The 24,602-nt window shown below is 41.0% G+C and carries 24 protein-coding genes; 13 read left to right on the top strand and 11 right to left on the bottom strand.

Going from position 1 to position 24,602, the window contains the following annotated elements; all coding sequences use genetic code 11:
* Positions 1-16: 16 nt before the first annotated feature.
* Together dinB and GR929_RS00525 are read right to left on the bottom strand one after the other, a co-directional pair.
* Positions 17-1,090, bottom strand: a complete 1,074-nt coding sequence (gene dinB / locus GR929_RS00530; RefSeq protein ID WP_159516961.1) for a DNA polymerase IV — start codon at positions 1,088-1,090, stop codon at positions 17-19.
* A gap of 494 nt (positions 1,091-1,584) precedes the next feature.
* Positions 1,585-2,445, bottom strand: a complete 861-nt coding sequence (locus GR929_RS00525; protein ID WP_159516960.1) for a cation diffusion facilitator family transporter — start codon at positions 2,443-2,445, stop codon at positions 1,585-1,587.
* A 158-nt stretch (positions 2,446-2,603) separates the two neighbouring features.
* On the opposite strand from GR929_RS00525, the gene GR929_RS00520 reads away from it, so the two are divergent.
* From GR929_RS00520 to GR929_RS00500, 5 genes are all read left to right on the top strand, one after another.
* Positions 2,604-3,164 (top strand): RNA polymerase sigma factor, encoded by a 561-nt coding sequence (locus GR929_RS00520; RefSeq protein ID WP_201300861.1) that lies wholly within the window; start codon positions 2,604-2,606, stop codon positions 3,162-3,164.
* An 11-nt stretch (positions 3,165-3,175) separates the two neighbouring features.
* Positions 3,176-3,730, top strand: a complete 555-nt coding sequence (locus tag GR929_RS00515; RefSeq protein ID WP_159516959.1) for a hypothetical protein — start codon at positions 3,176-3,178, stop codon at positions 3,728-3,730.
* The gene (locus GR929_RS00510; protein WP_159516958.1) at positions 3,714-4,748 is read left to right on the top strand and encodes a hypothetical protein; all 1,035 of its coding nucleotides are present in this window, start codon (positions 3,714-3,716) and stop codon (positions 4,746-4,748) included. Before GR929_RS00515 ends, GR929_RS00510 begins: the two co-directional genes overlap by 17 nt.
* Before the next feature lie 72 nt (positions 4,749-4,820).
* Positions 4,821-5,933, top strand: coding sequence for a glycosyltransferase (locus GR929_RS00505; protein WP_159516957.1), 1,113 nt, complete (start codon positions 4,821-4,823; stop codon positions 5,931-5,933).
* A complete protein-coding gene (locus GR929_RS00500) occupies positions 5,905-7,320 on the top strand; it encodes a TlpA family protein disulfide reductase (protein WP_159516956.1) in 1,416 nt (471 codons plus the stop codon). Before GR929_RS00505 ends, GR929_RS00500 begins: the two co-directional genes overlap by 29 nt.
* On the opposite strand, the gene GR929_RS00495 is transcribed toward GR929_RS00500, so the two are convergent.
* Entirely contained in the window at positions 7,317-9,473 is a 2,157-nt protein-coding gene (locus tag GR929_RS00495; RefSeq protein WP_159516955.1) for a trypsin-like peptidase domain-containing protein, read from the bottom strand. The two genes, GR929_RS00500 and GR929_RS00495, sit on opposite strands and share 4 nt — an antisense overlap.
* A 146-nt stretch (positions 9,474-9,619) precedes the next feature.
* Here GR929_RS00495 and GR929_RS00490 point away from each other — a divergent pair, with 146 nt between their 5' ends.
* Genes GR929_RS00490 through GR929_RS00480 form a run of 3 tightly spaced genes read left to right on the top strand, consistent with a single transcriptional unit; the run spans position 9,620 to position 11,409 of the window.
* Positions 9,620-10,033 (top strand): threonyl-tRNA synthetase editing domain-containing protein, encoded by a 414-nt coding sequence (locus GR929_RS00490; protein WP_159516954.1) that lies wholly within the window; start codon positions 9,620-9,622, stop codon positions 10,031-10,033.
* Position 10,034: 1 nt separating this feature from the next.
* On the top strand, positions 10,035-10,703 hold the full coding sequence (locus GR929_RS00485; RefSeq protein ID WP_159516953.1) for a TatD family hydrolase: 669 nt from the start codon (positions 10,035-10,037) through the stop codon (positions 10,701-10,703).
* Positions 10,684-11,409, top strand: coding sequence for a tRNA threonylcarbamoyladenosine dehydratase (locus tag GR929_RS00480; protein ID WP_159516952.1), 726 nt, complete (start codon positions 10,684-10,686; stop codon positions 11,407-11,409). The genes GR929_RS00485 and GR929_RS00480 overlap by 20 nt, the downstream gene beginning before the upstream one ends.
* 54 nt (positions 11,410-11,463) lie before the next feature.
* Here GR929_RS00480 and GR929_RS00475 read toward each other — a convergent pair whose 3' ends face one another.
* Positions 11,464-12,126, bottom strand: a complete 663-nt coding sequence (locus GR929_RS00475; RefSeq protein WP_159516951.1) for an IS6 family transposase — start codon at positions 12,124-12,126, stop codon at positions 11,464-11,466.
* Between the two features lie 854 nt (positions 12,127-12,980).
* Here GR929_RS00475 and GR929_RS00470 point away from each other — a divergent pair.
* Genes GR929_RS00470 through GR929_RS00460 form a run of 3 tightly spaced genes read left to right on the top strand, consistent with a single transcriptional unit; the run spans position 12,981 to position 14,465 of the window.
* A complete protein-coding gene (locus tag GR929_RS00470; RefSeq protein ID WP_159516950.1) occupies positions 12,981-13,184 on the top strand; it encodes a helix-turn-helix transcriptional regulator in 204 nt (67 codons plus the stop codon).
* Entirely contained in the window at positions 13,181-13,519 is a 339-nt protein-coding gene (locus GR929_RS00465) for a HipA N-terminal domain-containing protein (RefSeq protein WP_235933997.1), read from the top strand. Before GR929_RS00470 ends, GR929_RS00465 begins: the two co-directional genes overlap by 4 nt.
* 4 nt (positions 13,520-13,523) lie before the next feature.
* Entirely contained in the window at positions 13,524-14,465 is a 942-nt protein-coding gene (locus GR929_RS00460; RefSeq protein WP_159516949.1) for a HipA domain-containing protein, read from the top strand.
* A 404-nt stretch (positions 14,466-14,869) separates the two neighbouring features.
* Here GR929_RS00460 and GR929_RS00455 read toward each other — a convergent pair whose 3' ends face one another.
* The 5 genes from GR929_RS00455 to GR929_RS00435 form a co-directional block, all read right to left on the bottom strand.
* Complete coding sequence (locus tag GR929_RS00455; protein WP_159516948.1) at positions 14,870-18,211, bottom strand: tetratricopeptide repeat protein; 3,342 nt, start codon at positions 18,209-18,211, stop codon at positions 14,870-14,872.
* Positions 18,212-18,377: 166 nt separating this feature from the next.
* The gene (locus GR929_RS00450; RefSeq protein ID WP_159516947.1) at positions 18,378-20,453 is read right to left on the bottom strand and encodes a glycoside hydrolase family 2 protein; all 2,076 of its coding nucleotides are present in this window, start codon (positions 20,451-20,453) and stop codon (positions 18,378-18,380) included.
* A gap of 65 nt (positions 20,454-20,518) precedes the next feature.
* A complete protein-coding gene (locus tag GR929_RS00445; protein ID WP_159516946.1) occupies positions 20,519-20,740 on the bottom strand; it encodes a hypothetical protein in 222 nt (73 codons plus the stop codon).
* Positions 20,733-21,101 (bottom strand): hypothetical protein, encoded by a 369-nt coding sequence (locus GR929_RS00440; protein WP_159516945.1) that lies wholly within the window; start codon positions 21,099-21,101, stop codon positions 20,733-20,735. Before GR929_RS00440 ends, GR929_RS00445 begins: the two co-directional genes overlap by 8 nt.
* A gap of 13 nt (positions 21,102-21,114) precedes the next feature.
* Entirely contained in the window at positions 21,115-22,500 is a 1,386-nt protein-coding gene (locus tag GR929_RS00435) for a sugar porter family MFS transporter (RefSeq protein WP_159516944.1), read from the bottom strand.
* Between the two features lie 216 nt (positions 22,501-22,716).
* Here GR929_RS00435 and GR929_RS00430 point away from each other — a divergent pair, with 216 nt between their 5' ends.
* On the top strand, positions 22,717-23,586 hold the full coding sequence (locus tag GR929_RS00430) for an AraC family transcriptional regulator (RefSeq protein ID WP_159516943.1): 870 nt from the start codon (positions 22,717-22,719) through the stop codon (positions 23,584-23,586).
* 77 nt (positions 23,587-23,663) lie between these two features.
* On the opposite strand, the gene GR929_RS00425 is transcribed toward GR929_RS00430, so the two are convergent.
* Complete coding sequence (locus tag GR929_RS00425; protein ID WP_159516942.1) at positions 23,664-24,002, bottom strand: hypothetical protein; 339 nt, start codon at positions 24,000-24,002, stop codon at positions 23,664-23,666.
* Positions 24,003-24,032: 30 nt separating this feature from the next.
* Here GR929_RS00425 and GR929_RS00420 point away from each other — a divergent pair, with 30 nt between their 5' ends.
* Positions 24,033-24,206: a hypothetical protein gene (locus tag GR929_RS00420; RefSeq protein ID WP_159516941.1), complete on the top strand. Its 174-nt coding sequence runs from the start codon at positions 24,033-24,035 to the stop codon at positions 24,204-24,206.
* 66 nt (positions 24,207-24,272) lie between these two features.
* Here GR929_RS00420 and GR929_RS00415 read toward each other — a convergent pair whose 3' ends face one another.
* On the bottom strand, positions 24,273-24,530 hold the full coding sequence (locus GR929_RS00415) for an insulinase family protein (RefSeq protein ID WP_159517489.1): 258 nt from the start codon (positions 24,528-24,530) through the stop codon (positions 24,273-24,275).
* Positions 24,531-24,602: the final 72 nt, after the last annotated feature.

The following is a 24,602-nucleotide window of genomic DNA, read 5'->3' as shown; positions in this document are numbered from 1 at the left end:
TCAACCGAAAATAAAGCTAGAAATTGATTGTGAGTTGAACGGCCTCCCTTTTGGGTTCTTCAAAGTTCGAAATGGTTACTCCAAGCAACCTGACTGCTTTGATAAAAGGCTCTTCTTGCTTGAGCAGTTGAAAAGCATGTTGGTGCAACAGTGTTAAAGAATCAATATTCTTATCAAGCGTTTTGCTCCGAGTAATTTGTTCGAAATCTGCAAATTTCACTTTCAAGGTTAACGTTCTTCCTCGCATATTAGCTCGCTGAAGCCGATTCCAAACCTCAGTTTCTATTTTTTCGAGCTGCTCTTCCAGATCCCTCAACAAATAATAATCGTGCCCAAAAGTGCGCTCAGCACCTAAGGACTTTCGCTCACGGGTGGCCACCACCGGTCGCTCGTCAATTCCCCGTACAATGTGATAATAGTAGGCACCCGATTTACCAAACTGACGAATCAGCTCCTGAAGCTCAAACTGCTTTAAGTCAGCACCAAAATAAATGCCCTGGTTATTCATTTTTTCGGCTGTAACCTTGCCAACTCCAAAAAACTTACGAACCTCCAACTGTTCAATAAAAGGCACCGCCTCCTCAGGTGTAATCACAAAGATCCCATCCGGCTTGTTTTCGTCAGAAGCTATCTTAGCCAAAAATTTGCAATAGGAAACTCCAGCCGAAGCTGTCAAATTCGTTTCCTCTTTAATTCGCTTTTTAATCTCCCGGGCAATAAGTGTCGCCGATGGTTTTCCTTTCTTCGCAAAAGTGACATCTAAAAAAGCCTCATCTAATGACAAGGGCTCAACCAGATCAGTATATTCAAAAAAGATATCGCGAATTTGCTGGCTCACCGCTTTGTACTTGTCGAAATTGCCCCGCACAAAAATCAAATCCGGACATTTACGCTTTGCTAAAACCGACGACATCGCCGAGCGCACCCCATAGCGTCGCGCTTCATAACTGGCAGCAGCAACAACACCCCGCGTACTATCGCCGCCTACAACAACCGGCTTTCCTTTTAAGTCAGGATCATCCCGTTGCTCTACCGATGCATAAAAAGCATCCATATCGATATGTATAATTTTTCGTTGAGAGGTTTCCATTACTAAACGATAAGCGAACCAATGAAAAGCAATTTTCTGTAGTTCAAATGTAGATAAATTCGTTAAAAGTTGTCATATGCATCTATTTTTCGCAGCTACTACTAATCATAACTCTCTCATTCCTGTGAAAAATAGCAGGGTTTATCCTGAAAAACGCTTAACTCATGAACTTAAGGCCATAATTTGGTTAAAGTAATGAGCAAAATACTACTTTAATAGGCGCAAAACGTAAGAACCGGATACACAAAAAAATAACAAGGTTGGAGAGACAGGAAAAACGCGATAAAATAAAAAACTCCCACCGAAGCGGGAGTACAGGTTTTAGCACCTTCGGCATATAGCCTTATTGTGATAAGATGTAAAATAAGCAAGACTTTCAACCTGATTTCAATTACCGCTAACAGTCCTATAGTTGTGGTTTGATGTAAAATAAGCAAGACTTTCAACACGAAAGAAATACGGAAAGTGATATTGAAAAATGGAAGTACGTTTCTCTATCCGTCACATTCAAACTGCAAGGTAATATGCTGAATATTAAATTCCTCTTTGAGAATTTTAACAAGATCTTCATTCAGCAGTTTTGTTTCCGATATTTTCTGATCGTTAGTTAAAACCACATGCGCTTCAAAGTGAACCGTTTTGTCGGTCAACCGCCAAATATGAACATGGTATGTTTTGCTGACCAGTTGATGCTTCGAAAGTCTTTTAGCAACTTCGTCGGGAAGAATATTGGGTGGCGCAAACTGCATCAGTATTTCGGTCGATTCCTTGAGTAGCTTATAGGTGTGAAACAACAGGTAAAAGCTGATTAGCAGGGTCACGGTAGGATCAATCCAATACCAGTCCCATTGCCAAATACATATGGCTCCTGCGATAACTGCCAAGGAAGTTAAGGCATCGCCCATCAGATGCAGGTAAGCTGCTTTTATATTCAAGCTATGGTGCTGATCTCCATGCAATAAAAAAACCGAAAATCCATTTGCAACAACACCCAAAAGTCCAAGCCACAGCATCCATCTAAAGTCAATCACTTGTGGATCGATATAACGTTTTACAGCTTCAACCATCAGGTAAAATGAAATAGCAATCAGAATCAAGGCGTTGATAAAGGCAGCCAGAATCTCAGCACGTTTGTACCCAAAAGTACTTTTAGATGTCTTTTCTTTATTGCCTAACCGGTCGGCAATATAAGCAAGAGCAACAGCAAAACCGTCGCTCAAATTATGGAGCGCGTCAGATATTAAAGCTAAACTTCCTGAAATTATTCCTCCGACTATTTGTGCCAACGTAATGACAACATTGAGGATGATCGTAATCTTCAATCGCTTGTGTGTATGTGTGTGGTCGTGTCCCATAGTTGGTTGTGATTTATTACAAAACTAATTTCTTACAGTCAGTAAAACTATTATAATTCATAATTTTGTTGTCTGGTTCAAAGAATACAGAAAAATATTCACTCAAATGCAACAAAGCTGTTTTACTGATCGTCTTTCAACCAGAAACGACAAAGCACTTGGAATCTCTTTATAAAAATATTCATCAAGATGTGATTGACCGTTGCAAAGCAGAAGAACGTGATGCGCAGTTTCAGCTTTATAAGTTGTACTATAAATCGATGTACAACACCAGCTTGCGAATTGTGGGCAACGAAGCCGAGGCTGAAGACATCATGCAGGAAGCGTTTTTAAATGCCTTCAGAAAAATTAAAACTTACTCGGGGCAGGTAAGTTTTGGAGCCTGGCTGAAAAGGATTGTTGTAAACCGTTCGTTGGATCATCTAAAAAAAAGAAAAGTACAGCTCGAAGAATTGGACGAACGCATTACCGGGGAAATGGTTGAAAATCCACTGATGGAGATCAAAGAAGTGGATGTGCAAAAAATAAAGCAAGCTATTTTCCAACTTCCGGATGGATATCGTGTTGTGCTCAGCTTGTACTTATTGGAAGGTTACGATCATGATGAAATTTCGGAAATACTAAATATTAGTAGTTCATCGTCGCGTTCCCAATTGTTGCGGGCCAAAAGAAAGTTGCGTGATTATATAAAAAAGGATGAAGTATTTTCAATTAATTAATACCGAAGACAATGAGTGACAGACTGGAAAAGATATTTCGGGAAAACAGAGAAGCATTTGAGGATGATGCGCCGCAAGGACATTTTGATCGGTTTGAAGCCAAATTGGATCAGAAGTTCAGGCATCAGAAAAAATGGAATAGAAAATTGTTCTTACAAATAGCCGCTGCTGTTATCTTTGCGCTACTTTTAGGCAATCAGCTTCGAATGTATTTTACACCAGGGCAACATCAGAAAGCCACGTTAGCGTCGGTTTCAGAAGAATATGGAGAAGTAGAGTTTTATTACACTTCATCAATCGACCAGAGTTTGAACGAATGGGACAAGCTGAACCAGGAAGGATTTATTTCGGAAGCTGACCAGCAAATGATGGAAAATGAAATGCAAGAGTTCGATCAGATGCAAAACCAACTTCAAAAAGAACTAAAAGCAAATCCTGATGATGAACGGGTGATTAAGGCGATGCTGGAGTATTACCAGGCAAAGCTTAGCGTGATCAAGATAATTATTAACAAGCTAGAGGAAGTAAAACAACAAAAACTGACACATAATGAAACTGAAATTTAAACTATTATTCCTGTTTTTTGGGCTGCTGTATCTATCGGCACAAGCTGATGAATATACGCGAGAAGAACACAGTGCTTACCTAAAATCGGTCATCAACTCATTGGACATTACCAATAAATTTGGAACCATTACGATTAATGACTTTGGTGGCGATTCGATTATTGTGGATGCACTGATAACGGTTGAAAATTCAAATGAAGGGAAAGCCGAGTACTTGCTCGATCAAATCGAAATAAAGATCAACCGGGTTGGGAGTTTACTCAAGGTTGAAACGGAAATTAAGGACGATTTTAAAACCAAGCGCAATTTCTCAATCGATTATACCATCAATATTCCCGCTGATCGTAATTTAACAGTTGCCAATAAATTTGGCGATGTCGTTATCAACAAGCTGAATGCGAACGGTAAATTTAACATCAGCTACGGAAACATCAGCACCGGCGATTTGCTGGCTCCTGAAAACAGCAAGATTAACATGGAGATTGCCTATGGCAAAGCCGATATTGAATCGGTCAACCACTTGCAAACTGAAATTCGCTACTCCAAGCTCTTTATTGGTCAAGCTCTGTCGATGTATGCCGATTCCAAATACTCAGGTTTAAATATTGAAGAAATTGATGCGTTAACCCTTGAGTCGAAATACGATGGTGTTTCCATTGAGGAAATCAACAGTTTAAAAGCAGACTCAAAATACACCAATTACGACATTGAAAAACTGGGAAAATCATTGGTTCTCGACACTCAATACGGGTCAGTACAAATAGATAAAGTGGCTGACACGTTTGAGAATATTGATATTACCAATAACTATGGAGGAATTGAAATTGGACTGGATGAAGCCGAGTATTATCTGAATGCCAGCTGCGACTATTGCGATGTCAAATATCCGGAAGAGAAATTTGTCGGCAATCGCGAAAAAGAAGACCACCGCTTTAGCGTGCTAGGCAATATTGGTAATGCAACAAAAGCCAAAGTGACCATAAAAAGCCGTTATGGTGGCATCAAACTCGAAAACTAACCAAAAGACCTGTTGTAAAAATAGAAACCGGAAGTACTATACTTGCGGTTTTTTTTTACTTTTAGTCTTTACATGAAGAAACGACTGCACATAGTTAGCTTTAATATTCCTTATCCCCCCAACTATGGTGGCATTATTGACGTTTTCTATAAAATAAAGCATCTGGCAGCTGCCGATATCGAGATTATTTTGCACTGCTTTCATTACGGTCGGGAAGAATCAAAAGAACTTGAGAAATATTGCTACAAAGTTTATTATTACGAGCGCAAATCGGGACCTCTTTATTTATTTTCATCGCTACCCTACATTGTGGGAACCCGCCAGTCTAAGCGGTTGCTTAAAAATTTGCAAGAAGAAATTGTCCCCATCCTGTTTGAAGGACTTCATTCTTGTTACTATATCAATCATCCGCTAATGGGTGCCTATCAAAAAATTGTACGCACCCACAACATCGAGCATCACTATTACAGGTATTTAAGCCTGGCAGAGAAAAATGTTTTCAAACAATACTATTTTAAGCAAGAAGCAATTAAACTTAGGTGTTTCGAGAAAAAATTGAAACTAGCTTCCGACATTCTTAGTATCTCACCCGACGATACGAAATATTTCAAAACAAAATATCGGATGGGTAAATTCATACCGGCTTTTCATCCGTTTGATAAGGTAAACGTAAAAACAGGGCAAGGCGATTACATTTTATTTCATGGAAATCTAAGCGTTAGCGAAAACCAAAAAGCGGTGAACTATTTATTGGATCGCATTTTTTCTGAATTAACTTTGTCGGTGGTAATCGCGGGTAAAAATCCGCCGGAAAGCATGATTAAAAGGATCAACGACCTACCACATGTTTCATTGGTAGCTGACCCCGAAATAAAAGTCATGGATCAGCTTATTCAGAATGCCCAAATAAGCCTGATTCCAACTTTTCAGGCAACCGGATTGAAACTAAAGCTGTTGGCTTCCTTGTTTCTTGGCCGCCATTGTATTACAAATTCGCCGATGGTAGAAAATACCGGACTTGCCCATTTGTGTTACGTGGCTGACAATATAAAAGACATGATTCAGCTCATCCAGCAAAAGTTTGAAGAAGAAATCACCCCCGACGAAATAGAACAGCGGAAAACGATATTAGAAACTCAATTTTCGAACACTTACAATGCACAAAAAATATACGAGCTTATATAGTCTTCTTATTCTTGCTTTATTTACAAAATCACTTTGCGCCCAACCCCTGTCAATCAAACTCGTTTTCCCTGAACAGAGAAATGACACCGTGGTGCTAGCTCATTATTACAATGGGAAAATTTTTGCCAACGATACCACAGTACTCAACGAAAACGGCGAAGGTCAGTTCTCAGGAAACGAACTTCTCCCGGAGGGTATTTACACGCTCTATTTTGATGCTAACCACCTGCATGATTTTTTACTGGGGAACGACCAATCCTTGGGCATTAGTAAAGAAGCTGAAAAAATAAAGGTTAGCAAAGCGAAGGAGAGTCAGCAATTTCAAACATACGTGGACTACTTGAAAGACCAGAAGGCACAAGCTAAGATTTTGAAAGAAAAACTCCAAGAGCTTCCCTCGTCACCAGACTCAGCACAAATACTTAACAAAAAGCTGACTGAACTTGACAATGGTGTTCAGGCATACTGGAAAAAGGAAGCTAAGAAGTATGATGGTACGTTCTATGGTAAGTTTGTTGCATCCAACATTCGGCTACAGTTGAATGAATCTGAACTGCCAAAAGAAATACAAGCAAACGATAGCTTATTATGGCTCAATCGCTATCAATTCAATAAAAATCACTACTGGGATCATTTTGATTTGTTTGACAAGCGAATGTGGCGAACACCGACCATTCACAACCGTTTAGATCACTATTTCAACCAGATACTCATTCAACATCCTGATTCGGTTTTACCTGTAGCTATTGAGCTGATTGAACAAAGCAAAATTGAGCCCGAAATCTTTCAAAACCTAACGGCTTATATTTTAAACAACAGCGTACAATCACATTACATGGGCATGGAAAGCGTATTTGTTGCCTTGGCAGAAAAATATTATTTGAGCGGCGATGCCTTTTGGGCATCAGATAAAACGCTGGAAACTATACGCCGGGAAGTCTACCTTCGAAAAAATAATTTGATTGGAGAAACGGCCCGCGAGCTACTCCTGGAAGATCCGGATGGAGAATACCATAGTTTGCACCAAATCAGCACGCCATACACCCTACTCGCTTTTTGGGAGCCCAATTGCGGTCACTGTAAAAAGCAAATTCCTGAGTTGTTCGAAAAAGTATTTCTGGAAATCGATCCGTCGGCTTTAACAATCATGGCTGTAAACACACAGGATAACAAAGAAGAATGGCTCGATTTTATTGAAGAACACGAACTCAATGGATGGATCAATGTCTGGGATCCGAACAGAGTAAGTAATTTTCAAATCAACTACAACACACGAACAACCCCAATGATCTACTTGCTCGACAAAGACAAAAAAATAATTGCTAAAAAACTAACCGTTGATCAGGCCAGGAAAATCATTTTGGAAAAGACAACCACGAATCGTTAGTCACCCAGAAATACGACTTTTGCGGAATATCGCTTCTTCCGCTCAACAATCTTAAGAAAATAATTACCGGGAGCCTGCCCCGAAAAATCAAAACTAAGCCATTTATCTCCTGGCTTTTCATATTGCACATTAACTTGTCTGCCCGTTAAATCAAAAACCTGCACGATAAAAGGATTAACCTCTTGTTTGAATTTTACTCTTAATTTTTGATGAGCATGAAAAGGATTTGGGAAGACTTCAAATTCAAGATTCGCATTTTTCAATGTGTCCCTTTCCCTTGCTGCATCAATATTGCAAAGCACCACCTCCATTAAAAGTGCCGAGCCCTCTGATGTGTTGGTTTTTTCCTGATAAGTATACCAATCAGTTCCATCTTTTATGTAGAATGAATTCAAGGGATCAACCTCTCTTTCTGCCAAATAAACGGCAAACGTATCTTCTTGCTGCAACAAATCCAGCGAATAGGCCACAAAAAAGTTACCTTCAGTCACTACACGTTGGCTAAACTCAAGGTAGTTCATCACTCCTTCATCGATGGCATCCAGGCTAAAAGCCTGATCATAAATCAAATCCGTTGGATAGTCTGTTCCTTCGTATATGGACACACGAATTTTACCGTCAGAACTGAGATGCCCCAAGGATGCTTTTCCTACACCAACCGATACTCCTGAAATTTCGGAACGATTTGTCAGTGTATACTTCTCGGCAAATTCCTGAAAACCGTACCCGTTATTCCCACTCCAGTAACCTTTTGATACTCCTTGCTCTACAATTTCAATATTCCCATGCGTATCCTCATCTCTAAAATTGGTAAAGGCACCGCATGCTTTATCTGTTGAATAGGGGTTTAATCCATCAATCGAGCTTGAATTGGAATTGGATGGATCAAGCCATTTTTTGAGCTGTTGACTGTCTTGAGAATAATAATCCCAAGCAACTCCAAGGCGTGCAAAATAATCACGATTCGGAGCATCACATGTTGCCGCTCCACCGGTCAACGAACCGACCAAACGTCGCTCATCATTGATTAGAGGTGCACCGGAAGAACCACCTTCGGTTGTCCCTTCCTCCCAATTGCCAATAAACCAATGGGCATTATCAATATAATCAGAACTGTAGGTTTTAATTTGCGGAGAATGCCTGTCAACAGTCATCTTTTTCACATCCCCCAGTGGGTGATGAATACAAACCGTTGAGTCTGGAGGGGTATCTCCCCGCTCCCACCCAAGAAAATACGGTCGGTAGTTGGCCGGAGGAATCGTGCCTAACTCAACCAAACTGAAATCCAACTGATCCGATTCAGCTCTCAAAATACTTCCACTTAACGAATGGCTGGCATCACCATCAATATCTCCACAGTACGGCGATTCATAGTTGAATAAGAAAATTGATTCTGATGCCTTTTTATTTGAATCGATACAGTGCCCTGCTGTGTAAACGTATGGAGTTCCATCATTATTCGTGTTATTAACTAAAGCGCCTGTGCACAAGTCTACTCCACTTACAATAATCCGGCAAGCGGCATTACTTTCATTTTCATAAGCCTCAACTAAATCACAGTTTACATTGATGTTACACGATCCGGAAACTCCGAGCGGCCGACGATCAGACTTTAAGGATTTTACGCCTACGAAATCATGATTTACTTGTGAAATAGATAACTCTGCGCTAAATGAAGCATCAAGTGGTTCTTCGTACTGAACAACTAATTGATCACCAACTACCGGAGAAGTAGCAAAAGTACCGCTCGGTTTATTATTTCTTGCCGTAAAAGCTCCAATCAGATCTCTTCTGTCAGCTGAGAACAAAAACAACCGCCCATCTTCAGGCAATCGGTAGTGATCAAAAATAAGGTTCAAGGATTTTGCTCCTGAAGACGTAATAATGAGTTGCCATACTTTGTGATCATCTAATACAAACCACTGCCCCGAGTTCTGAGAAGTCAGATTAACCGCTAATGATTCTGCAAAACGAAAAGGTTTTAATCTGTTCTCATTCGATTTTGCAATACTATTTTTCAGCAGCAAATCATTATTCACCGGCGGCAGACTTACAACCGAATTACTTTTGAACGAAAGTGAATAGGAAATGTCCAGTGGTTTTCCGCCATCAGAAAGTTGTGCCCTACCGGGAATTGAAACCCCAATTAGCATCAAAGCGAATATTATCCGATATACTTGCATAAATCTCACGACTACCCAAATGTAGAAAAAATTAAATAACAGCCATCCCAAGTTAAGGGTTTTCGAAACAAAGAAGCTAATTTTGAAAACCGATCAGTCGAATAAAAACAGAATTTATGAAAGTATTAGTCATGTATGTCAACGAATTCAGCTATGTTCCTTCTGAAAAGAATTTGGAGGATGCAGAAACAGTGACCGAGGCAAATTCCTATAACGACAGTATTTTGGCCTTCATACAGGTTGAAGAGCAGGACGAAGAAAAAGATGTAAAAAGCCGCGAGAAAAAACTCGTAAATCATATCAAATGGACAGCCCGAAAAAATGAGTGCAAACGGGTTATTCTGCATTCCTTTGCACATTTATCTGAATCAAAAGCCAGCGTAGAGTTTACAAAAGAGTTATTTGATCTGGCTGAAAAACGTTTACAAAATGCTGACTTTGAAACGGCGCAAACTCCATTTGGTTATTTTCTGGATTTAAAAATTGATGCTCCGGGTTTTTCATTGGCTCGAATTTGGGCTAGCTTGTAATATGGAATTTGTAAATATACATACTCATCATCAAGCAGCTGTTGCCGGCATTCAACTGGTTAATCATCAAATTCAGTTCGAATTCCCTGAAAGACAGGAACAAAACTATTCGGTTGGATTTCACCCGTGGGATATTAAAGCATTTGAGCAGGACCAGATGATTGAAAAGCTAGCAAAAGTGGCTCAGTATAAAAATGTTTTAGCCATTGGCGAATGTGGACTTGATCGGGCAATAGACACCTCAGTAGAGCTCCAAGAGCAGGTGTTCATTCGCCAAATAGAATTGGCAGAAAAACACCAAAAACCGCTTGTCATTCATGCCGTAAAAACGTATCCCGACATCATAAAAATCAAAAAGGACAGAAAGGTAGAAATTCCATGGATCTTGCACGGTTATCAAGGTAATTTACAAACCACAAAGCAATTGCTCAATCATAATTTTCACTTTTCGTTTGGAGCCCGAATCCTGAAAAATGAAAACAAGCTCGTTCAATCACTAAAAGAAATCCCATTCGACAAATTATTCTTCGAAACCGACGAAAGTTCTGAAAAAATAGAAACAATTTATACTTTTGCAGCCCAAATTCTGGAAATAGACAGCCGGGATTTAAAAGAAACGATTTGGAAAAACTATCAGAGAATTTTTGAACATGGCGAAGTGGCAAGATAGAACAGCATTAATGCTGGGAGAAGAGGGATTAGAGAAGTTAGCAAAAGCACACGTGTTAGTAATCGGACTGGGCGGTGTCGGAGCTTATGCAGCCGAACAATTATGCCGGGCAGGAGTCGGTCAACTTACCATTGTTGACGGCGACGTGGTAGAACAGACCAATAGAAACCGGCAACTTCCTGCGTTGGTTAGTAATGAGGGCGAATCAAAAGCTGAATTCCTCGGAAAACGTTTCTTAGATATCAACCCCGACTTAAAAATCAAAATCGTCAATGAATACCTGAAAGAAGATCGAATGGTGGAAATCCTCAACGAATCGGTCTACGACTACGTGGTTGATGCGATTGACACACTGACTCCTAAAGTCTTCTTAATTTCTCACAGTCTGCAATCCAAGCTGCCAATTGTTAGTTCGATGGGGGCTGGTGGAAAATTCGATCCATCGCAAGTACAAAGCAGCGATATTTCGAAAAGCTACAATTGCAGATTGGCCAAAATGATTCGAAAGCGCCTGCATAAAATTGATATTCGAAAAGGAGTTAAAGTGGTTTTTTCGCCAGAGGAAGTCGATCCAAAAAGAGTTCGAATTGAAGAGGGACGCAATAAAAAATCAGCAGTTGGTACAATATCCTACATGCCACCTATTTTTGGTTGTTATTGTGCCTCTGTGGTAATTCAAGATCTATTGGGGAAAACGATTAACTGATGCTCCGAGGTTCTGTCGCGTTAATCCAACTTAATCTATTTCCATTGTTCAGAATTATACAGCTAAAGAATTGAAAGTTTTGTAGCTAGTGGATTTGGAATCAATAATTTGATTCTTTCTTATGATATTTATTATTTCAATTCCTGCTAGTGTTCGTTGCGCTGACTCAAAACTTTTGAATCCGGTGGTGATTGCTATTCTTCTTTTGATGGTACGATGATCCTGCTCCACAATATTATTTAAATACTTGCATTGCCTCCATTTCACGTTCTTAAAATTTCGCTTGTTGTAGGTTTTAATTCCTTGCTTATTGGCACCACTCTTATCAATGTTGATTATACGTGGTTTACCATTTTTACCTATGGCTTTATTCAGAAACTTCTGAGCAGATCCTTTCATCCTTCGCTTGGTTAACAAGAAGTCGATCGTATTCCCATACTTATCCACAGCTCTGTATAGGTAACGATCTTTACCACCAACTTTGATGTAGGTCTCATCCATCCTCCAACTGTCGCAAACTTGCTGCTTCCTCTTATGCATATTCGCTTCGATCAAAGAGGTAAATTTATCAACCCACCTTTGAATTGTAGAATGATCAATCTTTACTCCTCTTATTAAAAGCAGTTCTTCTACATCCCTATAACTTAAAGTGAATCTCAATTTTAAATAAACGGCTTGAAGAATTATCGCTTTGGGATATCTGTGGCGCTTGAACATCGAATAATTGTTTTAGTTGAATGGCAAAATTAGAAATTGTTGAATTGTGGCTAATTAATGCGACAGAACCGCTTGCATCCTACCCTCGTAATCCTTGATTTATGCAAACCATGGTACATCTTGAAACGCTTCATTTTTTCGTTTCGAGGGTCTCTATACGAGTAGTACACAAACCACTTCTTGGAAAGATCTTTGCCACAATCATTGATTTCCGGCAAGATCGCTATTTTCTTTCTTTTCATCTCGTTTGATTTGATTTCCTCAAATCAAACTGTCTACCATTGTCTACCGCTTTCAGTTTTTGTCTACTTTCGCCACAAAAGTAGCTGATTATCAGCGGTGTTTTGTTTTTTGTCGGGATGACTGGACTCTAATGTATTTTTACTTCAAACTGTATATCAACAAGTTACAAGACCGAATAAAAACCAGGTCACCTTATAGTTCACATGCATTAGAATGCATTTATTATTATGACAAAATTAAAGCATTTTTTGGCAAAAATGAAAGGAAATTAGGCCTTAATTTTCAGCGGGATATTTTGATGCAAACATGGGCTTTTTTGACAATGATTTACCCATCAAAATCTTCATTGTTTTGTCAAATAGAGATGATTTCTTGGGAAATCCGCGTTCACGCTTGCGTGAACAGGTGAAAACCGTGAACATCCGGGTTGTCAACCATAGTAAGGCGCATATTTCTACTCCAAACCTTATACCTATTAGGGTATAAACAGGTTAGTGTAAATAAATACTATACCCGATGGGGTATAATCAAATTCAGATAAAATATTCTATACCCGATCTGGTATAATTTCAAAATAATTTATTAAATTTATACCCGTTAAGGTATAAGTTATGAAGTTAAATGATTTTATAAAGGAGAAGCGAGGGACCGTCAGGCTGACCCAACCCGAACTGGCGGAAAAGGCAGGGGTAGGTTTACGGTTTATCCGCGAGCTGGAACAAGGAAAAGAAACCCTGCGCCTGGACAAAGTGAATCAAGTACTTAAATTGTTTGGTTATGAAGTTGGCCCGGTTGAAATTAGAAAGGATGAATGATGGCAAGAAGGAAAGCTGAAATAAAGATGCACGACCGGACGGCTGGCTGGCTCGTACAGGACGAGGAGGGCTACCATTTTCAATATAACAAAAATTACCTAAATTCTGATTCCCCTCAAGCCATAAGCCTTACTTTACCTTTACAGGAGGCCGAATTTACTTCCAGGATCATGTTCCCCTTTTTTGATGGCCTGATCCCTGAAGGATGGTTGCTGGACATTGCCGAAAGAAACTGGAAGTTGAACCCCCGAGACCGGATGGGGCTTTTGATGGCCTGTTGCAAAGATTGTATCGGGGCTGTGAGTGTTATCCCTGCAAACGAAGAAAATGCGTAAAAACATGAACTGTCTTTATTGTTATAAGCCATTGGCCAAAGATGAACAGGATTTCCATGCAGCGTGCAGCAAAAAGATGTTTGGACAGACCGTTCCCCCGGTTTTGCCCTATCAGGAAAATGAACTGGAAAAGCTGGCGGCACAAGTTTTGGAAAGCCAGACCACTGTAACCGGGGTACAGGCCAAGCTTTCGCTTCACCTGGCTCCCGGAGGCCACCGGGACGTACCCAAACGGTTTACCATTGTTGGGCTATGGGGCGGTTACATATTGAAACCTCCAAGCCCCAACTATCCCCAACTGCCGGAAGTGGAAGACCTGACCATGCACCTGGCAAGCCTGGCTAAAATCAATGTAGTCCCACACTGTTTGATACGCATGCATTCAGGGAACCTGGCTTATATTACCAAACGGATCGACCGGATAAAAAAAAGCAAGCTTCATATGGAAGATATGTGCCAGTTAACCGAACGGCTGACCGAAGAAAAATACAACGGTAGCTATGAACAAATCGGTAAAGCGATCATGAAATACTCATCCCATCCCGGTCTGGATGTCGTTAACTTTTGTGAACTGGTCCTGTTCTCTTTCTTAACCGGAAATGCCGATATGCACCTAAAGAACTTTTCACTGATCCATCATCCGGGAGCAGGCACTGTACTTGCTCCTGCTTATGACCTTCTGGCAACAGCGTTGGTCAATGTCGCAGATGACGAGGATCTGGCTTTGACCCTGAATGGAAAAAAGAAAAGAATCAAAAAAAATGATTTTAAAACAGCATTTACAACTCTTCGCCTTGATGAGAAGCAGCAGGAAAATATCTTCAAAAAAATGGGGAAAAGTAAAGCTAAATGGATGGATTTGGTCGAAAGCAGCTTTTTAACAAACAATTTTAAGAAAGAGTATAAAAATCTCATTGAAGAAAGATTTGGCAGAATCTCATCGTAATTGAGAATGTAGTCTTGGTATAAACTGTCTGTTACAAGGTTACAAGACTGCTAAAAAACCAATTCATCTCACAGTCCACACATTACAACTAACTCATCAATAGCAAGTTAATTTTTACCGAGAAAGAGATATCAAAGTCACTATTTTCGATGGCTAATATCCTCAAAATTTAATGTCTCTTACTTCGCTATTTTCCAATATGCGGAGACTAAGAAGCGATTGTTTTGAATCCTCATTGCAAACCACCTGAATATTTGGTCCATTCATTTCATAAGGAACTACCAAGATCACGAACCGTATCTGAACCAACCCTCCATTTCCCTACCTTGGTGGATAAAGCTCGTTGGCAGGTTTACCGCATTCTACCTCTTCCTAAAAGCGATCACGTACTCCGTTTCATCTTGTCATTTTCTTAATGCGTTTGATAATTCGGCCCTCGATAAATGATCATGAGCTCCAACGTGCATTGAATTTAACCCGAGTATCTCTTCAGTCAGCCGTCGGGCCTCATCGTTGTTACCGAGACCTACCTCAGCCAGTGCAATCAAAAACTTAGCATCGATTGTATTTCGTTTCTGAATATTATCCTCAAATACCAGCAACAACGGCAAAGAGGTTGCGAAATAATCAATCTGTACTTTCTCCTTTAATTTTGCTTCTGCAAATTCTTTAATGCTTGCCAGTAAACCGTTGGCTTCGTCTGTCTTGCCCAGTTCTTTTAACGAAAGTGCTTTGTAGTATGACAATTCCGAATAAGCACTGACGGCCATATCAATAAAGTCGCCCTCCTCGTTGGTGCTAGCAGTAAAATGAGCATTGGCTTCTTCTGTTTTGCCCAAAGCTTTCAAGGCCATTCCCTTCCAGTAGTTAATATGAGCAACGGCCTGCAATGGATGGTATTTTTCCCCCAGGTTATCCGGTGTGTTCATTGATTTTTCAAAAAAGGCCAAAGCTGCTTCTGCATTGCCTGCTTGTAGTGCCAATTGGCCCAATTTCAAGCACGCGTAGGTAAATTGTCGCAGCACCTGTCCTTCGCCGCCTTCCCATGGGTGAAAGTTCCGGTTTTCCAACAAGTGTAAGGCTTTTTCGTATTCACCGTTAAAATTGTAAAGGGCAGCCAATTCAACCGAAAAATCATCGCGAGTTGTAATCTGATCCAGGATTGGCAGCAAACTTCCCAATCTTTCCTTCGGATCATCGTTTAATTTTTTTCGTAGCTGGTCGAATTCGTAGCGAACACGCATATCGTTCGGAGCCAGCTCAACAGCCTTTAGAAAAGCTTGCCTGGCTTTGTCTCCGTCCTCAAACGTATTCCAATAAGCGATTCCCAGGTTGCGGTATAACGTTCCGTAGTTACTGCTAGCAGCCACTGCCATTTCCCAAACGCGAATGGCATCTTTGTGGCGTTTCAGGTTGAAGTAATAGTTACCCAACCCGAAAGCTGCAACTGTATTCTTTGGGTCGATTTGCAAAGCCCACTCCAACACCAATTGTTCGTAGATACGGGATGGGAACACATAATCACAAGATGCTGTTTTCGCCAACTGCAGGAGTTCAGCAGCTTTTGTCTGATCGCCATTCATTTCATACAACCAGGCTAAAGTAAACCCGGTCATAATCGATTTTGCCATTGGGTTTGGCACAGCGCATTCCGGAATTTCATTTTTGTGATGCAATTCGATAACGGCAATCGCTTCATCGTAAAATCCGGCTTCAGCATAATCAAAGGCAATGTCCAGGATCGTTTGTGCATCATTGCGTGACGATTGAATAAAGTCAGCATAATCACCTGACAAATTCGCCATTTCAAATTTAGCCCATTGATCCAGCGCATCCATTTTGAACAAATCTGCCAACACGCTTTGCGCTGCTTCCTTCTTACCCTGGCGTTTCAACACAACAGCCTTCAGAATCGCGGCTTTGTTATTCTGACGGTTGGTATCCAGCGATGCTTCCAAATGCTCCAAGGCTGTTTCGTAATCAGCTTTCAGGCAATCGATCGCAGCCAATTGGTAATAGGCAGATGCGCGCCATTCGAAGTTCCAGGTTGATTTGTAGAATAAAGCATAGGCTTCATCTTTCCGACCTTGGAACGAACAGGCTAAGCCACAGAAATAATGCGCCTCGCCCGATGCCGGGTTGGGGTGATAAGTGGTCATGATCTCAATGCCAGTACGGAAGTTTTTCTCGGCCTCGGCAAACTTGCCATTCTTCAATTCAACACGTCCCAAGGCAATGTACGACTTGTAACTCTTCGGATCTTTTTTGATCGCTTCTCTCCAGTAAGGTTCCGGATAGCGGGTCGGGTGGCGATACAGTTCCAGGTGTTCACCAATCAATTCCAGTTCGTTGGCACTTTCAACCGCTTGGGGTTGTTTCGGTTCGAATGCCAACTTGCGGTTCCGCTCTTTGCTCACTTCGCGGTGATGATAAGCAATTAATTCTTTTCCTTGCTCATCCAACACGATCAAGGAAATGGAATTCTCCTGTCCGGCTTCAATTTGGATCGAATTGTCTTTCCATGGTTTCTCCGGTGTTACGGTTTGCTTATCAAACAGCTTTTTATCGTTTCCGATCAGCACCAGAATCTGCAGGTTCTCAAACTTCCGGCTACCGGCAACTCCCAGATCCAGTTTATTGCCTTGCTGAATTTCGAAACGAATGGCCAAATCTTTGTTCGCATTTTGAACCGGCCCCAGATTTTTATAACTCCACCAGAATTGTGAGAAAGTTTTGGTTTCGTAAGGAAGCAAATAGGTAAAGTCGGGCTGGTTATCGGTATAAACACCGGCCATCAACTCGAAATAAGGACCACCTTCATCGGTTAACTCACGGTCCCATGCACGCCCGAAGGCTTCATTTCCCCAGGTCCATTGCTTTTTCCCTGGAGCAATATGGCGGTTAGCAACATGAATGAATCCGCCATCTTCTTTAAAATCATAGCCACCAAAGAAATCGTATTTGGTATCGCAAACCATGTAGCTGGTTGGCACCGGGATATTGTTGTAATTACGCAAATCATTTCTTCCAGATCTTTTGTGATAAGGAATGCCGTAGTAATCGTTTTCGGCATACGGAAAACTGCTTTGAGCACGAACGGCGTGATCGGCCACGTAATGCACATCAGGCGGAAAGAAACTTTGATAATCGCCATGCACCTCCACCGCTACATTGGCCCACCACAGAAACGTTTGGGTCAAAGGTGTGCGGTTAAACAAGCGCCCACGCAATTCAATCAAAGCACTATTCGGACGAATTCGAATACCATGCATCCCTTTCAAACGGTACATCGGGTCGTATTCCGACATCCAGATTGTTTTGGCGCCATCGGCCTCCTCTTCGATGTAAACATCGGTAGGCAAGTAAGTTCCCGGACGGTGGTGCTGCGGCCAGTTAAATTCGACTCCCCCACTGATCCATGGCCCTGCCAAACCAACCAAAGCCGGCTTGATCACCTTTTGCTGGTAGAAAAAGTTGTAGTTGTTATTGGCTTTATCCTGAGCTTCGAAAATACGCCCCCCAATTTCCGGCAGCATGACCATTTTCACAAACCCATTCTCCAGAATGGCGGCCTGGTATTCTTTATCCACTTTGTGATCATATACCTTGTCAATAAAAGGCACCGGGTACACTTTCCCGGATGAGCCCTGGTAAACCCTTTTTTCAAAAAAGACCGGGTTAATTTCTGATTGCCCTAACTCATAAGTTGGAATAATCAACTTTTCGAGCGACGCTTTTGCTTCCATATGATTATGATTCTAGTTAATTATCGAATTTTCCCAAAAACAACCTCCTCCCCTAGCCATTGTTAACTAATAATAGCAGCGGTAGTATTGAAAAAATTGTGTTGAATAATGGCTGATTTACGTCTTTAGTTTTAAAGCAATGTAGTTGCTTCCTGTTCTATTTGGTTTAATATTCGATTACACAAAATCCATTAGGCCGCAAAATCCGAAACGAGAAGCTAGCATTTACCATTTCTAAATCTGTTGAAAAAGTATCTCCGGGCATCAATACGGGCAGATCAATTTGACATAAATCTCCCTCAATGCTTTTGTATTCCAGGCTGTACCCCCTCAAAGCATAAGACGGTATATCATCTTTAATTGCAATTTCAATTGCTGCGGTTGAATTATCAACCCGTTCTACCTTCGTGATCTCGATCGGTGAAGCAATCTGTTTCAAAACCGAATATGATGGTTTAGGATTCAGGAAAACATCGGTAATTCCATGCCTGCGAATCCTATATTTCCCAAATCCTTCTTCTCCCATTTGTGTCCGGTAATCGCTCAAACAGAAATAGATGTATCCAATAATATAAGGTTGGCTTCTCCATTCTTTGGTATGGAACAACATATCATCAATTCTACGTGCGTCCCCGCCAGTGATAGCCGGTTCGCATAATCCATTTTCAGTAATCAGCAGTGGCCGATCACCGATAGCCATTTTTACCGTATCAAGCTTGCCGGGCAATTTATTACGATCTTTTCCATGCCATGTTCCGATGTACTCATTCCAGGTTGGAATATCACATAGTAAGGTTTCATCATTTTCTTTCTTCTGCCAAATCCGATTCGAGACGATTGTAACAAACCTCGATGAATCAAGTCCTCTCACAAAGTCGCGAAGTTGTATATATTTTTCCCGATCAGTTTCTCCATTAACTTCATTGCTAATCCCCCATGAGAAAACACTTGGGTGGTTATAGTGAGCTTCGATCATATCACCTAACTGTTTTTTTGCTGTATTCATTAACTCGGGAGTGAGACCTGCAGGGTTTTGCCACCAGGGCAATTCTTCCTGGACCAGGATTCCGTACTGATCCATCAGGCTCAACATATAGTCATCCTGCTGCCAATGGAAGCGCGTAATACAAATATTCAGATCCTTCATGGTCCGAACAATCGAATCCATATAGCTTTTGGGTTCGGCAATCCCATACACAGGACTGCTGCCTGGCATATACTCGATTCCGGGTAAACGTACGACTTCTCCATTCAGTAACAGTGACTCGCCCTTAATTTCAACTTTCTTAAATCCAAAAACTGAAGTTTCAGAGTCAGTAATCTTGTCTTTACTGATAATAGACGTTTTCAGTTCGTACAAATTAGGCGAATCAAAATGCCATGGTTGAATCTTGCCTGCGTCAACTGAGTTGACAAACACGCCATTATTCACTTTCAGCTCTTTCTCTTCCGAATGAATAATTTCATTGGATATCTTGTTTTTAAAGACAAAGGACAATTTTACCCGTTTTATGCCGTCCTCCCATAATTTACAGGCTATTTTCGCTGTACCGGTGCTATCCTGCAGATTTAGCTCTGGAGTAACATGAACGTATCTCAACGAAGGTTTTCCGGTTACTTCCAGAGAAACCGAGCGGGTTATTCCGCCATCGTTCACCCAATCAAACGATCTCTTGTAAGGGAAATTCGTTTCCGAAAACTCATTATTTACGGCCACAACGATCGTATTCTTACTGCCTAAAACAACTAACTCCGAAATATCAATTGTAAAAGGGGTGTAGCCAGCATCCAAGTTTTCCCCTGCCTTTTCTCCGTTAATATAGATAACGGCATCGTGATAAACTGCTCCGAATTTCAGTCGTATGTTTTTATTTTTCCAGTCCTGCGGAATTTCTATTTCTTTTTGATACCATGCCCATCCCGCATAATCTTCGGTTCCATCCTCAATGTTCCAGGTGTGAGGCACGGTAACGATTTTCAACGACTCATCTGAAATCCCGGTTTGCCAGTTTTCTTCCACCCCTTTGTTTAAGGAGTCTATTGCAAATTCCCACTCTCCATCAAGCGAAAGAACCTGACGACCTTGAGCTCTTCCCGTAAATGATATGGTAACAAGCATAATAATCAACAATAAATTTTTGACCATTTTAACACTCCAATCATTATTACTAGCATCACTGTTAAATCTAGAAATTCCAGACCAACATCCTCCCATGGAAACATCAATTCGATTACATTTCATTTTTTTAGGTATTATTTTATTTAACAAATATCACTTTAACTACCTTCCACATTAGTCTCAAATAATTAGTCTCTTTTTAACTCCTCCAATTGCTTTAAGGTTATTGTATTTTGGGGATTAAAAGCATCACTCTCCATGTACTTCTCCAAACTATACCGCAGTTGTTTTGCTGCCAGACGAACATCAAGATTTTCACTCAAGTCCATGGAGCTGAACAACAACTTACCTTCACCGACTTTAGCTTCGAATAGGTTCGCTAGATTCCTGTTTTTAAAGAAATTATCCACGACCCGAATAATTGGCTTGACGGGAATATCTCCAAACTCCAGTGTTTTCGATCTTTTGCACAAATGTGATGGTTTTCTTATACCAGGCTTTCCCTATATACTCGTGTTTGCGGTAGAGGTGGAGCATCACCTCTCGTTTTAGTTTTGGCTTCAGATCCAGAGTTTTTCCAATTCCGGCGTCATCCAACGTGCCGGGAAGTTTTACTGAATGATCAAAACTCAGTTGATCAATTTGCTTTGCATTGGTCGAATCAAGACATAACTCCCACACACCAGACAAGTTGATACAGTCCTCTGAATTTTGGGAACAAGCTGCCAGCACCAATAAAAGGAACAACCAGACCAGAATAGATCGTTTCATAAAGTCGAATAGTTTAAAAGTTAGATTCAATTTCTTCGAGTGATTTGCCTTTAGTTTCAGGCAATTTTTTTAGAATAAACATGAATCCTGACAGACAAATGAGGGCATACAGCCAGAAAGTTCCACCGGCTTCTAGCAGGTCATTCAAAATCGGGAAGGTATAGGTGAGCACAAAACAGGCACTCCACAACGCAGTTGTCGCAACTGCCATGGCCGCTCCACGCAACCGATTCGGAAAGATCTCGGAAAGCACCACCCAGGTAACTGGAGCCAGAGTCATCGCATAAGTCGCGATAGCCAACAAAACCATAATTAGTACAACAAAACCCTGCAATTCAAGGATGTAACTCCCGCCTAAAATAAAATAGATTACGGCCAGGCCACTTGAACCAAGGATCATCAGTTTCCGTCGTCCCCAACTATCAACTACTCTCATCGCCAACAAGGTGAAAATCAGATTAACAGCGCCAGTTATAATAATATTGAAAAGCATATCACCAACGGAATAGCCCGCCGCCGTGAAAATTTCTTCTGCATAATTAAAGATGACATTAATTCCACACCATTGCTGAAAAACAGCAAGAACAATTCCCAACACCAGAATCGGTTTGATTTTCGGTGAAAGTAATTCTTTGGAATCTACTTTGGTAGAAGCATCTTCTAAGTTTTTCTCGATATTTTTTTCTTCAACATCGGCATATACATCTCCCCCAATTCGGCTCAAAATCGACTTCGCCTTGGCAAGTTTTCCTTCCTTGACCAAATAGCGGGGACTTTCCGGAATCAGGAAAGCTAATATGAAAAACAGGGATGCCGGGACCAGTTCTGCCCAGAACATCCAGCGCCACCCCATCTGCCCGTTCCAAGACTGTAGGATTTCCACATCAGTGGCATCGGGAGCAATAGCGTCGGCGATGAGGTAGTTAACGGACTGGGCTGCCAAAATACCAATTACGATAGTCAGCTGGTTAACCGATACCAGGCGACCACGAATAGCTGCCGGCGAAATTTCGGCAATGTACATAGGCGAAATGGCAGAAGCCAGACCAATCCCCAAACCTCCGATCAAACGAAAAATAACAAAAGAGGTAAATTGATCTGCTATTCCGGTTCCGAAAGCGGAAAGAGTAAACAAAGCTGCAGCAACCAGCAAAGGGATTTTGCGGCCAAAGCGCTCGGCTAAATAACCTGAAGAAACGGCTCCAAAAAGACAACCAATCAATGCGCTGCTCATCGCCCATCCCTGCAAGTGTGGTGAATTGGCAATATCGAAAAACCGTTCATAAAAAGGTTTGGCTCCACCAATAACCACCCAGTCGTAACCGAAGAGCAGTCCCCCCATAGCTGAAACCACTGTAATTCCTATGATGAATGGTTGATTAAATTTGTATTGGTTCATTGGAAATTAATTTAGCAATTCAAAAATAAGCTGACTTCATCGTCTCAGAAATGAACGATATTATTATGTCATGGACGATATTATCATTTATTAAATTCAAAAATACCATAACCTGATCTGTTACTAAACAGATTAAACAACTATATTTAAGATCGTTTTAGACAGAAAAGACCAAAAAATAGAAATCATCTCCTTCACAATAAAAACATAATAGAAATGAAAAAGCAAGATGGTTTTCCAGGACAACAAAGCTATGTGATACCAGATCGTATACTGGAACTCACCAGACAATCTCTAATCTGTAATGACATGTATGTGACAGACATTGGCTATTATCCTCAGGCTCGTCATCATTTTCGAAAACGTCAAACAGGGATCAATCAAACCATCTTGATTTATAATGTGGACGGAATTGGGGAAATTGTGACTGAAAAAAATCAAATAACGCTTTTAAAAGACCATTTCATTATTATTCCAGAAGGAATACCACACACGTATTCAGCTAACGAGAGAGATCCCTGGTCCATATACTGGATTCACTTTTCTGGGCCAAAAGCCAGACATCTGGCTCAGCCAGTTCTTCAGCCAATGCCAGTGATCCGCACTAACACGTCAAGAATAAATGAACGACTTAACCTTTTTAACGAAATCTTCCATAACCTGAGGCGAGGATTTAGTATTGAAATCCTTGAGTATGTCAACCTTTGCCTTCCCCGGCTAATTGCCACATTTACTCATTTGCCGCAATACCGATCGGTTAATGAACTATTCACCCACGATCCGGTAAGCCAAAGCATCAATTTTATGCTTGAAAATATCAACCAAAAATTCAAACTTGAAAAGCTCGCCAAAGCTGTAGGCCTTTCAAAATCCCATTATTCCCGATTGTTTCTGACTCGCACCGGACATTCCCCTATTGATTATTTTATCCAGCTTAAAATACAGCGCTCTTGCCGGTTGCTTGACAATAATGATTTGTCGATAGCTGATGTAGCCAGAGAAGCTGGTTTTGAAGACCAATTCTATTTCTCTCGTCAATTTCGAAAAGTAATGAATATGTCACCTACTGAATATCGCAAACGTTAGCATACCGTTGTCGCGCAGTTCATCTTCAACACCCTAATAACAATTGGCATTCCTTTCGGAAAATGGGGGTTGACGACTTATTTTGATTCGATTGTAACTTTTCCGCTTTTTAATCCTTTTCCTGTCACCAGAAGAGTGATGTCTCCTGTTTGTTCTGTGCTTTGTACCAATACCACGAGCTTCCCGCTAAACAGCCTCATCGTTGGCAGGTGAAACAGTTCCAGCGATGTAGCATCGCCATTACAGGCTGCACGGTATGTTCCGGCTCCCTGCACCTCAAAGAAAAGCTGATTCGTTGCTGTTGGACAAGGAATCCCGTTTTTGTCAACCACCGGGACAGTTACAAAGCTGATATCCTGACCGTCTGCATCAATAGTCGGTCGGTCAGCCTCCAAAATAACTTTTGGGATTTGCATGAGCTTCTGGAAGATTATAGCATAGATCAAATGTTAAAACTCCATGAGGAACGCTACCCGTATGGTCATAGTGAAAAGGAAATCCGATCTAATTTTTCCAACTTTGAACAAGCAGATGTTGATTTTGACCCGATTTGTTTAAAAGGTAAATATTGGGAGGTGATCAAACTGGATATTTTGGAAGCTTTGGAAAAGGAAAAATAAAAGCACCTAAGGATCGACAAACAAAATGCCAGAAAATCAATTCCAGTATGGTGCGATTAAAAGACTTCAATTTGTATCAAAAGAAGACCAATCGTGCAATACATACAAACACGAATCTAAAAGTTGCTCATCCTTTGATGGCACATTACTCAGGTTATATACGGTTTCATCCGGGGCTGTGTATGCATTGATATCGGCACCAAACTGCACGCCGTGCTTTTCCAACATGTTAATGATTCCCTTTCCTTTGAAATGCTGGGTTCCGTTGAACGCCATATGTTTCTGGAAATGAGCCAGACCGTTTTGCGAATCATCTTCGAGGATAGAAGTTACGTTTTGAACAAAATAGAAGCTGGCCCGTTCACGAGGTCAGCTTCATTATGTAAAGTATAGTAA

It is taken from the genome of Sunxiuqinia indica (assembly GCF_009847015.1).
Classification (GTDB): Bacteria; Bacteroidota; Bacteroidia; order Bacteroidales; family Prolixibacteraceae; genus Sunxiuqinia; species Sunxiuqinia indica.
This window is presented reverse-complemented; position numbering and strand designations above follow the sequence as displayed.